Below are 13,828 nucleotides of genomic sequence, written 5' to 3' on the forward strand. Positions count from 1 at the left end.
AATTGGTAAATTGTCCCGGAGTGGCTTTTGGTCCGGCCGGGACTATTTTACGAAAGCCGGCTATATAGGAAAATATGATTCTACGCTAAATAAAAATGAGGATAAATGTACAATAGTTCGCGATCGTTAGTATTCATCACATTTTTTCTTTGCCTCCCTTTTTTACTTAAGGCAAGAGGGAAGCATGAGGAACGGACTTCGAGGAAGGACTCCGTATTCTACCTCAAGAATGCTGTCGTGAAACTCGGCAAAGATGAAATCGTTGCTTCCACTGGAAAGATGGAACGCAAGTGGAAGTTCACTGGCCATGGTTTGCAGACAATAGGACTGAAAGATCTGGGCAGTAATAGGGAGTTTGCTTTTCCGGACCCGAAAGAAAAGTGTGACTGGAGCCTTCCTGGCGCTATCAGTGATACATCGGTAGCGGAATGGATCGGCACAACGGTGGGGGAGGGGGATGATGAAGGGTTTAGCAATCGTTATTTGCAGATTATTACGACATTTCGATACCCAAATGTAAAGGTGATGTTGCAATACGTGGTCTGGGTATATCCCGACGCTGTTGGAGTGAGAACGCAATTGCGTCTGAAAGCAATGGACGGATTTGATCCCGGCAACATTAAAGATGACGAAGGTGTCGAGAACCGGTTCGGAAACAATATGGCAACGCCCGGTCCCCGCTGCGATTATCTCCCGCTGAATTTTAAAGTGGAAAATCAGCGGAGGTATTGGGGGTATTATAATAATCCAGGCGGCCGGCACGATCCCAGCCGGCTCATGCTCGAAGAGAAAGTAGTCAAAGGTTATCCGCTTTTCGAGACGGAAGATGTAGACTGGGCAAGCGGCCTGAGTGTGGAGTACGGTAACGGTAAGGAGGGAGTATGCGTAGTAAAGGAGTCGCCGAAGTGTGTTAATCAAAAAGCGCATTTCACGGGTAGCTTTTACGCCGGTCCCGTAGGTTTGAAAGTTACGGGGTGGGGGCTTTCGGCGAAGGAAATTGTGCCGGACCGTTACAGGGAATGCTGGGCTACATGGACCATTCTCTGGAGCGGTGGAAATGACGGATTGCAGCTGGCTTTGAAAAAGTTTGACAGGACAAGGTACCCGGTTTTTCCTGAAAGGGATATGTTTTTATTGAGCAATACATGGGGCCCCGCCAATCCGGATGGAGCGCAGTTTACCGAAGAGGGGTACCTGATGAACGAAATACCCGTTCTGGCAGATTTGGGAGTGGAAGTGATGCAGATCGATGATGGTTGGCAGAAAGGAGGCCGCTTCAGTGATGCGAAAGGGTTTGTGCCCAAGTATAAACATGGCTGGAAAGATTTGAAGGCAAAGGCGGATGAATACGGTTTAAGGTTCGGTCTTTGGGCCACCGCACAGTATGTTACTGTCGATGAAATGAAGAAAAACATTGATGAACTGGGGTTTGTTTCCTGGAAAATGGATTTCGACCATCTGAAGGACCGTAAGGATTATGAAGACCGTGCCCGGAAATACAGGGAGGTGATGAAGTATGCTCCGATGAAAACACAGTTTACACTTTGTCCCGAATATGATGATCCCCGATATGGATGGTACTATTTCAAAGAGTACGGCAGCATCTATTTTCAAAATTTGCAGGAAGGGCTTCCGGAACATCTAACCATGGTGCCATACCAGGTATTGATGCAAAATTGGCTGATGTCGAAATACTTTAACAGTAACAAGCTTCAGGTTTTATTGCAAAACCCGAAAAGGACAAATGGTTCGCTTAGCGATGCACCTCAACATAGCCATTCTTATTGTTTTGCGATGGGTTTACCATTTGCACCATGTTTTTTTCAAAGCGGTCAATTCCTTGACGGAGACGGCAGAAAGGAATTGAAGGAATTTATCGCATTGTATAAAAAGCACCGGGAAGGATTTTTTACAGCTTATACTTTCCCAATAGGACAGCAGCCGGACAATAATAGCTGGTCCGGATTTCAAATGGTAAGTGAAGAAGGGGTGAAAGACAACTATTTGTTATTATTCAGGGAAATGAACAATAAGGAAGCGACCAAAAGAATTCAGCTGAAATTCATTGCCGGGAAAACCATCAAAGTTATGAACCTGCGAACCGGGGAGAATTTCAGAAAAAAGGTGGATAGTGAAGGCGGTATAGAATTTATTATAACGAATCCTGCCGATTTTTTAATGTTAAAGTATGAATTGGTGCGGAACTAGCATCTGTGTGAGTATCGGCGAAAGGTGAGTTTTCAACGCCTGGCTGTGAAAATCCGGCAGGTAAAAGTTGCCTGCCGGATTATGTTCCGGATTTAGTAGTCGAAATTTTGATGAAATCCAATCTTTGATCGAATTCCATGATTGATGGCGGTCGATATAATCCATAAAAGCGCATGATGCTTTAGATTGATCGTCCAAAGCAATTTACAACACGGTCGTGCCATGGCCATGCAATGGATTAAGACCCCGGGGCTGGCAATGCAGGTGCCGTTCGAGACATCGCCTAGATCCGGATCACCGGTGACCTGCACGCCAACTCCATTTACAGCAGGTTTACGCATTACTGTTTTTCCAGGTAAAAGTCATCTGCGTAGGCAGTGTTACTAACCCCATTCTTATAAAAATAAATCGTCGCCGATGTATTGGTCGCCCCCGTGGTAAAAGTTACCTGCTTCATTTCATACGCAACATTGGTAACCGTGTTGTCAATAGTACTGCCACCATAATTCTTCACACCTACGCAAACGCCGCCGCCGGTGTTTGCCAGTTTGGCATAAGCGCCCACAATATAGGTCGTGTTGGGAGTGAGTCCGGTAATTGTTTGTTCCACAGAAGCCTCGCCGCCTTGTAACCGCACCGCATGTGTTCCTGAATGTGCATTATTACTCACAACACCGGCAGTACTACCCGAAGATGGCCAGGCGTCCCACGGCGACAGGCTGCCACTTTCAAATCCACCGTTGGTAGCTACTGATAATTTGTACAGTCTTACATAATCAACATACATATAAAAAGGCAGATGCGAGTTGGTTATAGGTCCAGGCCAACCCACACCGCCGGATTGATTGAGGATGATGTAAAACGGTACGTCAAACGGCCATTGCTGCCAACCGCCACCGGCAACCCTGGAATAGGTAAAACGGTGCGCTCCGTTAACAAACATCTTCACATCATCTGGCGTCCATTCCAGCGTATATAAATTGTAGTCGTTTTTGACATACTGCGAGCTGACATTGGGTAAGTTGCCGTTCAGCCGGTGTGTACGGTGTTTTACCGAGTTGGCGAAGTTTACATGTTCCATCAAGTCGATTTCGCCACAACCCGGCCAGCCGGCATACTGAAAGGCCGGCTCAGGCATCAGCCAGATGGCAGGCCAGGAGCCCTGTCCTTCCTTCATCTTTGCACGCACTTCCAACTTGCCATATCGAAAATTTACTTTGTTCATGGATTGTATCCCACCAGAATGATAGGGCACATTATCGCCGGGGATCACTGCATTATCCATTTTTACGACCAGGTTCTGCCCATCAAGATAGGCGTAGTCAGGCGTCGAAGTCAAATAAGTGCCCCAGGATGCTCCATTCCGGGGACAATACGACCAACTATTGTTGTCAAAGGAGCCGGTTGCATTGAATTCATCGGCCCAGATCAACTGGTAATTAGGATTGGCGGCTACTGACTGGGCGGCCACATTGCTTAACGTGTTGCTCAGCTTACCAGCGGATGGTTTATCCAAAGGATGGACTGATTTGTTACAAGCCGTAAAGCAAAAACCAACTCCCAGCAATACCGGGATTAAAATCGAAAACATTTGTTTCATCATCATTGATTTTAAGTTAAATAATTGGGGGTGAATGACACTTTTAAAAAATAGCACTTATAAATAATGGCACTACGCTCGAGCGGCCGCAATGGGGTGCATGAGCATGACAGTCCTGCACCAAAATGTGCAGGTTGACAGGTGGCGCCTCATCGATCGGAATGGGGGCTGCCACAGCACAGGGCGGCCCGGCAATTTGCGTGGAAATCAGTATGTCAAATTCGCCGCCACCTGGCCATCCCGAGTTTTATGCAAGGAAAAATATCGATGATTATTTCACTACCGGAACCGGCGCCCAATAAAATCTATGCGTGGCATCGTCCGGCGTATTTTTCAGGGGCACCTCCGAGGCGTGACGATCTTTCGTTGCCCTGGCTACAGTTTCCGTTCTAACGAGGTCGAACCACCTTGCCGCCGGTTCACATCCGGAGAATTCCCAACCTCTTTCCGCAATAACGGAATCCCTGAACGCCGATTGAGACAGGCCGGGCGCCAGGTCTTTCAACCCTGCTCTCTTTCTTACAGCGTTGATAGCGTCATAAGCGGAATTGTCAGGCGATTGTGACATCGCCCTGGCCTCGGCATAGGTAAGCAATACTTCCGCGAACCGGATCACAAACACGGTATGGCTTCCCCACCAGTCGCTCATGGAATGGTTGGTCTGATTATAGGAAATATCGTCGTTATACTTCATGAAGTAGGGGTGTTTGTGCAGAAGCCCGGTATAGTCTACCGGCTTGTTTACGTCATTATTCAGGAAATAGGTTCTGCGATAGGTGGCTTCTTTCCTTGGGCCCTCCGGGAACTTGTTATAGAAGGTAATTTCACCGAAAGCTTCGTCCCATCCTCCTTCCTCGCCGGGCATAAAATTCGGGGGCCCCATCTGGCTGCCGTTCTCCCAGGCACCGCCAGGTACCTGGTTATTGTAATAACAGGCGAACACAGCCTCTTTATTGTACTTGCCTTCTTTTTTGAAAATATCCCCGAAATTATCCAACAGCCCGTAGCCCCAAGTTTCTTTTTTGTCCAGGACTTCTTTGGCTTTGGCCGCAGCCAGTGCGTATTTATCGGTTTGTTGCAGTGGCCATCCCGCCATGGTCAGGTATACGTTTGCGAGCAGCGCTTTCGCCGAACCTTTCGTGGGTGCGATGTTCACGCCGTTCTGCTTTTTGAGGCCCTGCCAATTGTCTGGCAGCATAGTTTCTGCCCGCTTGAGGTCAGCCACGATAAGGTCGTATATCTGCGGTACTTTTTCGTTTGGCCTGTCTGGGTCGATGCCTGGCTCGGTTACTAGTGGCACTTCTCCCCATGCCCTGGTCAAAAAGAAATAACAGATGGCCCGGTAGAAATACGCTTCCCCTCCGGCAAAGCTTCTTTCATCGGCCGTTGCTTCGGTGGCATTTTCATAGTTGGCGATCAATGAATTGGCCGACTTGATGGTCCTGTAAAAATAGATCCACCAATTGGTCATCCGGTCGTTAGAGGAGTTGGCCTGATAGGTATCAAAATCGGAAAAAGATATCTTGTTTCCCCCGCGGTGGGTAGTGATATCATCGGCGCCAAAAGTGATAGCCATGCCGCCTGTCTGATTCCAGGCGCCATTAAACATCAACGCGATGCCTCGGGTAGCCTGATTGAGATCGCTGGCATTTTTATAGAAGGTGGCGGGCAGCACGCTTCCTTTTGGGGTTTCTTCGAGAAAAGCCTTTCCACAGGCTGCCAGCATTATGGCAAATGCCACGGTTATAATAAAGCAATTTTTCATACTTGAATATTAATTAAGGTCAGAAGGTGATATTTAAACCAAGCGTGATCGTTTTAGGCGAAGGGTAAGCTCCCAGATCAATTCCGGCGTCGGCATCGCTTGAAGCCGAGGTGGACGTGGCTTCCGGATCATATCCTTTATATTTGGTTATTGTGAAGTAATTCTGGGCGCTTACTGTGAATTTTGCCGGCCCAAAAGATCTTAGCATGGATTTAGGGAACTGGTACGATAAACTGATATTCCTGAGTCTGATATAGCTGGCATCCTGCAGGAACTGCGTGGATTCTATGTAGTTGCGGGAAGTCTTGCTGGTCGGGTCCGCCCAAACCGCCGTTGTATTCTGGGGCGTCCAGTAGTTGGCCGTTGCCGCCAGCGTGGGATATGCCACGTCGCTCGACGGAACCGCTGTGGCTGCGTAGGTTGCATTAAATATGCTGTTGCCGTGAGATCCCTGGATAAATACATTGAGGTCGAAATTCTTATATTTCAAGTTATTGTTGAATCCCCACTGGACCCTGGGCGTTGCATTCCCCGCAATTACCCTGTCTTCAAAGCCTATGCTGTTGTTCCCGCTCACGTCCTGGTACTTATTGTCTCCCGCTTTGTTGCCGGTTGCCGTATGGTCTGCCTGAAAAATACCTTCCCATGGGATCAGATAAAACGCACCCAGCGGCTCTCCGACTTTTATTGCCTGGATGCTGGTTGTGATTAAGCCCCCTCCGATATGGTTTCTGAAAATGATGCTGTCCTTACCCAGGTTCACCACCTTGTTCCTGTTAAAAGAAACGTTCAGGCCCGTGGTCCACATAAAGTCCCCGGTTTCCACCGGAGTAGCGTCTATCGACAATTCGACCCCCTTATTGTTTACTTTGCCGACGTTCTTTAAGAAGGAGCCGCCACCGTCATAATGATTGATGCGGGTAAACAGCAAAAGGTCTTTCGTGTTTTTATTATAGTAATCTGCCGTAATATTCATCCGTCCGTTAAAAAGCCCTATATCAATCCCCACGTCGGTTTGGCTGGTAGTTTCCCATTTAACGTCCGGTGTTTGCGGGCTTCCAAGCGTATAACTCTGAAATCCGGTGCTTCCGCCGTAGGAGTATAACGCTGGCGTTAAGGCGCCGAGCGTGCTGTAAGCTGCTATTCCCTGGTTACCTGTTTTGCCCCATCCCGCCCTAATTTTCAAGTTGGAGAATATGTTCAGGTCTTTGACGAATGATGTTTCAGACAATCTCCACGCCGCGCTAAATGAAGGAAAAGTGCCCCATTTGTTTTTACCCTGGAATTTAGAAGAACCGTCCCTTCTTACGGAGGCAGTGAACAAGTACTTGTCATCGAAAACATAGGATACTCGCCCCATGTAAGACAAAAGCGCGGAATTGCCGTAATTGGAGCTGATGCTTTGAGAAGCATTCAGTGCAAGGTTATGATAACCATTGGTGGCAGAGGTAAGGCCGGCTCCCGTTGCATTGAAGCCGCTCCATACCGAAGAGGTGTTTTCAGCCAGTGCCGTGACCGTCAGCGCATGCTTATTGAACGCCTTCTGAAAAGTGAGCACGTTACTGTTTTGGAAGGTGTGGTTTTCGGAAGACCCCTGCCCGGCGCCCATATTTCCAGGGGTCAGGAAGTTGTTCCGCAAAAAGGCACCTCTGGATATGGAAGCATCGAGCCCTGCGTTTACCGTCAGGCTGAGCCAGTCTGTAAACGCATAATGGATACGCCCGTTGGCGATCAATACATTATTAAAGTTTTGGGAATTGGCTTCGCGGATGGTTAAATATGGATTGGTCCAGATCGGAGATATACCGTTACGGTTATATATTTTACCGGCGGCATCGTCATAAACCGGCTCCGTAGGGGCCCAGGTAAGCGCAGCGGTGACAGGATTTCCCTTATAACCCATGTCCCCGTTGTTGCGTGAGTGGGTCCTTGACGCAAAAAGGTTAAGACCGACACTTAATTTTTCATTTACCTTCATATTCAGATTGGTCCGCAATCCGAACTTTTTCTGACTGCTATTGTCCAGCAGACCATTCCCGTTGAGGTAAAAGCCGGAAACGAAATACCTGGCCTTTTCCGTTCCGCCGGACAGGGATAGCTGGTGGCTATGCGTGACAGCTTCATTAAAAATTAAATGCTGCCAGTCCGTTGTTTTACCAGCAAACCCGGCAGGGTCGGGGAAAACGGGAGAGCCGGCCCGCAGGTTCACCATTTCGGCATATTTTACAGCATCCAGCAGGTCGTATTGTTTCATAGGTTTGTTAAAGCTTACAAACCCGTTGTAGTCAACTTTGGTCACGCCGGCCTTACCCGTCCGTGTGGTAATGATCACTACGCCGTTCGCGCCTCTTGACCCGTAGACAGCTGTGGCCGAAGCATCTTTCAACACTTCCATGGATTCTATATCGTTGACGTTGATGTCGCGCAGGTCGATACTCGTCAGCGCAATGCCGTCTACTACGAACAGGGGGTTATTGCTGGCATTTACCGAGTTGGCACCCCGGATCCGGATCTTTACTTCTCCTCCGGGCGCACCTGAATTGTTTGTAATTGCCACCCCAGCCACTCTTCCCTGGAGGGCGGAGGTTACGTTTACGACCGGTTGGTCTTTATATGCAGCAGCGCCGAGGGTCGCAATTGAGCCGGTAAGGTCTTTCCTTTTTTGGGTGCCGTAGCCAACAACAACCACGTCACCAAGGTTTCTTACATCCCGGGTCATGGCTACATTTACGATGGCCTGACCGTTAACGGCCACTTCCCGTTCATTAAAACCAACATAACGGAATATAAGACGCGCATCCGGAGGAACATCCATCAGAAACTCCCCGTTATTACCAGTAAGTACTGATTTATTGGCGCCTTTTTGAATAACGGTTGCCCCGGGAAGCGGGCCTTCTGGCCCGGTAACCTTTCCCCTGACGCTCAGTTGTGCAACCGAATGTAGGCTAAGGGACAAAATGCATAGTAGTAAGGTAGATAACTTGGAATTTACCATAGCGGTGATTTTCTGGTTGAAAAGAATAATTAGAATGTGCAAATTAACCGCTAGGTATCCCTTCAATAAGGGGGGGGAATCATTAAAAACAGGGGGTAAAATCGTATTCTGAGGTTATTTTCTATTGATTATACTGTTTTCCTGGTTAAAAATATTGCGATATTTCTTTATGTATTCGGATGGGCGCATCCCGAACAACGCTGAAAATTGCTCGCGGAAATATCTCGAATCACTAATGCCGACCTCAAAGGCGGCTTCCTTAATACTGGTGCCATCCTTTAACATCAACTCGGCAGCCTTACGAAGCCGTATGGAGCGGATGAAGTTACTGACTGACATCCCGGAAATATATCTTACTTTTTTATATAGGTTAGAGTGGCTCATGCCCATCTGTTTGGCCATAGTCTGGACGGTGAAGTCATCCCGGTCCAGATTGTTCTCTACTACCTTTATGCACCTTTCCAGGAAATCCTTGAATTCGGCCGGGACTTTTACGCTGTTTTTTTGAAGGGTGATGGTATCAAAAAAATAACGCCGCAGTTTGCTCCTGTTTTCGAGGATGTTATCGAGCCGGGCAACCAGCAGATTACGATCAAAAGGTTTGGCAATGTACTCATCGGCGCCGATCGCCATGCTTTTGAGCCGGGTTTCATCGGCTGTATTGGCAGTAAGCATCACGATAGGAATATGGCACAAAGCATCGTTTTCCTTGACTTGTCTGCACATGTCGAGGCCAGACATCACGGGCATGGAAATGTCCGTGATTATAATGTCCGGTTGTTGCTCTTCCGCCAGAACGAGGCCGGCACTTCCATCACCTGCCTCGTAAACAATGAGCCGATGCTGAACGATAGACCTGATATAAGCCCGGATGTCGGGGTCGTCATCTACGATCAATAGGGTCTTTTTTTCGGAGATGGCCACATGAGGAGGGTGGATGTCTGCCGCACTCGATTCTGGCACCAGGGCCGGGCTTTCTAATTCCGCATGTAATTCGTCCAGCATCACAGATTTTGAAGTATGATCGTTCCCGTGGTTAATGCAGCATCCGTTCTTTTTCAATGAAATGTGAAATGTAGTGCCCTCACCCGGGGTGCTGTTGTAGACGACCCGGCCGTTATGCTGTTCAATGAATTTTCTGGTGAGGTATAATCCAATGCCAAAACCACCCGCGGAGCCCTTACCGTTAGTTTTTACCTGGTAGAAGTTCTCAAAAAGCTTGTCCCCAACATCTGCTTCTATACCACAACCACTGTCGCTAACGGTTATTTCCACCATTTTCCCGGTTTCAACTACGTTAAATCTGATCTTGCCGTTCTTTGGCGTAAATTTAACCGCATTGGATAAAACGTTGAACAACGCAATTTCCATTTTTTCCCGGTCTATTTCCAATTGCAACGATTTGTTATCGAGAGAGAACTGATAGTCGATGTTTTTGTATTTCGCCTGTTGTAGGAAATAACTGTACACTTCTTCACAAAGCTGATAGAAGTTCACGGCCGATAATTGCGGTTTGTCGAGACCGCTTTCGGCCTTACCTAACAATAATAATTGGTTGACCAGGCTGAGCAAACGACGGGCATTCCGGTGCACGGTATTCAATTCCTGAAGATCGCCCTGATCGTCCGTCTTACCCAACAATTCCTTAACGGGGCCGAGAATCAGGGTAAGGGGTGTTCTGAACTCATGGGAAATGCTTGTAAAAAATGAGAGGCGCTTTTCATGCAGTTCTTTTTCCTTTTGTATTTCGAGGTTGGCCAGCAATATTTTATACCGGCTTTCGCGTTTGCCTGCGTTATACCTGAGAACAGCGATCAGCAATATAATGCCAAGACCAATGAACAGCATATGGGCCCACCAGGTTTTGTACCAGGGTGGCAAAATGACGATCTCCAGCAGTTGTCCGCTTTCCCCCCATTCGCCTTGCTGGTTGGTGGATTTGGCTTCGAAAAAGTAAGTACCCGGTGGAAGGCCCGCATAATTCACAGACCGTGCAGTTGGCGCAAAATTCCAGTCTTTATCCAGCCCTTTGAGGCGATACGCGTATCGGATCTTATCTGGCGTGGAATACTCCGGCTTTAGGAGGTCAAACGATATCACCGCCTCATCGTTTGGTATGGTTACTTTTTTGATACTCGTAGCATCTGCTGTGGAAACATACTTTGCGTCTTTGAACACAGGGGTATTGTTGATCCTGAGGCCTTCTATCTGAAGGGAGGTGCCTTGTGCCACCCTGGGCCGCAGGCTGATCTGCCCCGGATCAAACACATTAAACCCTTTCCTTCCTCCAAAAACAAACTCTCCGCTTTTCAGGATCAAAGCGGCGTTATAGTTGAACTGATTGCTCTGCAAGCCGTCTGACCGGGTGTAGTTAGTGAATTTTCGGCTGGATGGATTAAACCTGCTAATCCCGTTATACGTGCTTACCCAAAGTTCGCCATTGTCGTCTTCCAGGATATTAAGAATGGCGTTGCTGGGAAGGCCGTCCATATCTGTAAAACGGTGATAAGTATTGTTATTCCTGTCAAATTGCAACAGCCCGCCGTTCTCGGTACCGATCCAAAAACGGCCGGTCGTGTCTTCGTGGATGCTCCTTACCGGATGCCCAATGTAAATCGGGCTGATCGTTTTGTCTTGGCGGTCTACCTTGATGAGCGAGGTAAACGTGCCCACCCAAAAATTACCCGAGTTGTCTTCTCCAAAACTCAATATGTTCGTGAGTCGACTGTCGAACAATTCAAACCGGTCCTTTTGCGGATTATACCAATAAAGTGCACCATTATTGCATGCACTCACCCATATCTTCCCAAACTTATCCTCGTAAATCATCCATGCAAATCGGTCATTTTCCCTTGTTTTCGGATTAAAAAGCGCATAATGAACGAAACGGCCGGTTCTGCGGTTATACCTGTTGACACCACCTCCCCAGGTACTACACCAGATATTGTTAAAACGGTCCATTTTGATGTTGGTGACAAAGTTGCTGCCGGGCGAATTGCCCATGTCCTGGTTGCCAGCAATGGTTGTAAAACGGCTCCTTTTCCTGTCCCATTTTCGTATCCCTCCTCCATCGGTCCCCACCCAGAGGTTCCTGTCTTCATCTTCACAAAACGATAAAATAAAATCAACGTTGGGGTTTGTGTTTTTATCTGTATGGTGTGAATATAATTGAAACGACAATTTATTGGGGTCGATCACCACCATTCCACCTCCAACTGTCCCGATCCATTTCCTGTTTTCACGATCTTCAAATATTGAATGAACGGCAGCGTTGGTGAGCAGCGGGTTCTTCTCGTTAGACAAATATCTTTTCATGATATGCGCACCCTGGTCTACGGTAAAAACACCGTTCCCATCTGTGCCAATCCATAATGTATTGTTATGGTCCAGGGTCAGGTGATTGATCTTGTGGCCGGGCAGCAATTTTTTAATGATCCTCTTTTTTGATATGGAATAATGATATAGCCCGTTGTCTGCAGCTATCCACAGATCGTTTAACCTGCCACCTGTCAAATAAATTCCATGCTTGATAGCCGGGTAGCATACTTCCAGCCCTTTCTTGGACCTGTCAAACCGGCAAAGGCCAACTCCTCTTACCAACACCCAAATATTCGCTTGCGTGTCAACACTCAGGGAGGCGGCATTATAGCCGAATATTGCTTTACCATCGTGAAACAAGGGGACCGACACGGCAAACTCCTGCGTTTTTCCATAAACTAGCATTCCTTCTTTTTCGGAGGCGATGAGCATTTCTTGGCCAGGGACTTCCTTTATGCAATAGACATTCCCTTCCAATAAGTGCATTTTTTGACTTACCGGATCTCTGAAGTGTATCGAACTAAAGCGGGAATTCATCATGTCGAATTGGCTCGCCCCGTTAATGGTACCTATCCATAGACGACGGCTCCGGTCCTGTGTAATGCAATTGATTCGGTTGTTTACAAGAGAATTGTCGTTGGTAAGGCTGCTGCGATAGGAGGTGAATTTATAGCCGTCGTAGCGGTTGAGCCCATCGTAGGTCCCCATCCACATCAACCCTTTATCATCTTGAAAGAAGCTGGTTACTTCATTATTGGATAGCCCCATGACAACATCGAAGCCGGAATGCGTTCGGCTTTGGCCACAGACCCGGGAATAGCATCCCAATATGGCTACAGCTATTAAAACAAAAGGCAAGTTCCGGGAAAGGCGGAATTCCGGCCGTTGGCCCATTCGAAATCCTTGAATTGTTTCCAATAGATAGATACTTTGTCGATCAAGAAATATTCTCCGGAGCAAATGGCCCGGCAATTAGATTTTCCCAGCCGATAAGCAGCTGCACATTCTAGCCAAGAGGTTTTGGGGCGGTCAGGGAAACCGAATTTGGAATATCCGAAGGATAATACGTAAACTCATCATACATACAACAAAAAATAACTTATAGAAATTGTCGCGCCTATCCTGTTGGATCTTGGAGGAAATTAGCAAAAATTGGCCAATATTCATAATCTAACAAAATGGTAGTGCTGCTGCCAATGAAAAGTGTTAATGGCACCGACTAGGCAGATGATTTTAGTTTGGAGAAACCGTAATGATTTTTTGAAGATGAAAAGCACGCAGGCCGGATGTATTGACGGTTTTGAATTGTTTCAAAGATCGGCTGATAAAGAATCCGCTGTTTTCATTATTTTGTGTAAACAGCGTCCGTGATCACCGCCGCGACATCAGCCGGCGACACCCAGGGTTCCTTCACATTGCCACCATAATTGGACACGATCATGCCCTGCGACCTGATCTGGGGGATGGCCGCCAACAGGTTGATGTAAAAGCTCACCGGGCGGATGAATTTGATCGCCACACCGGCCGGCAACTGCCGCAGGATGGTTTCCACCTGGTGATGGAAGCGGATGATGCCATTACGATACTGAATCGGCCGTTATCATTTCACCTTTCCGGGTAGCGGCCTGCATAGCATGGTCCCGCAAAGCCTCCAGCGGCAAAAATCCCCATCTCCGGCACCAAAGACACTTTGCTGAAAGTGCAGACGCTGTTCTTTCCGCTGCAATTCGTCGGAGATACCACGCAGGCTTTTAAAGGCATGATGAAGGACATAAAAGTCTGGAACAGTGCCGATAAGGTAAACCAGTGCCTGCCTATCCATGTGATTTTATGGTTCAGATTTTCACCGGCGGGGAATGGATTGCCGGAACGGTGCTTCCTTGCGCGTTCCGGCGCAGGAAGGAATTGGGCCCCGAATCGTGCCGTACTATGGAAAGTACGG

At 47.7% G+C, this 13,828-nt stretch carries 6 protein-coding genes; 1 reads left to right on the forward strand and 5 read right to left on the reverse strand.

What is annotated here, in order from left to right; all coding sequences use genetic code 11:
* The first annotated feature begins 237 nt into the window (after positions 1-237).
* Positions 238-2,208 carry an alpha-amylase family protein gene (locus tag EJ361_RS13620; RefSeq protein ID WP_126246183.1) on the forward strand — a complete coding sequence of 657 codons (1,971 nt, stop codon included), beginning with the start codon at positions 238-240 and terminating at the stop codon, positions 2,206-2,208.
* Positions 2,209-2,548: 340 nt separating this feature from the next.
* Here EJ361_RS13620 and EJ361_RS13625 read toward each other — a convergent pair whose 3' ends face one another.
* The 5 genes from EJ361_RS13625 to EJ361_RS13645 form a co-directional block, all read right to left on the reverse strand.
* A complete protein-coding gene (locus EJ361_RS13625) occupies positions 2,549-3,814 on the reverse strand; it encodes a family 16 glycosylhydrolase (protein ID WP_126246184.1) in 1,266 nt (421 codons plus the stop codon).
* 265 nt (positions 3,815-4,079) lie between these two features.
* On the reverse strand, positions 4,080-5,549 hold the full coding sequence (locus EJ361_RS13630) for a RagB/SusD family nutrient uptake outer membrane protein (RefSeq protein WP_164714227.1): 1,470 nt from the start codon (positions 5,547-5,549) through the stop codon (positions 4,080-4,082).
* 43 nt (positions 5,550-5,592) lie between these two features.
* The gene (locus tag EJ361_RS13635) at positions 5,593-8,568 is read right to left on the reverse strand and encodes a SusC/RagA family TonB-linked outer membrane protein (protein ID WP_126246186.1); all 2,976 of its coding nucleotides are present in this window, start codon (positions 8,566-8,568) and stop codon (positions 5,593-5,595) included.
* A 114-nt stretch (positions 8,569-8,682) separates the two neighbouring features.
* A complete protein-coding gene (locus EJ361_RS13640) occupies positions 8,683-12,804 on the reverse strand; it encodes a hybrid sensor histidine kinase/response regulator transcription factor (protein WP_126246187.1) in 4,122 nt (1,373 codons plus the stop codon).
* A 427-nt stretch (positions 12,805-13,231) separates the two neighbouring features.
* Positions 13,232-13,438, reverse strand: coding sequence for a Rossmann-fold NAD(P)-binding domain-containing protein (locus EJ361_RS13645; RefSeq protein ID WP_126246188.1), 207 nt, complete (start codon positions 13,436-13,438; stop codon positions 13,232-13,234).
* Positions 13,439-13,828 lie beyond the last annotated feature (390 nt).

This window comes from Chitinophaga rhizosphaerae (assembly GCF_003958645.1).
Classification (GTDB): Bacteria; Bacteroidota; Bacteroidia; order Chitinophagales; family Chitinophagaceae; genus Chitinophaga; species Chitinophaga rhizosphaerae.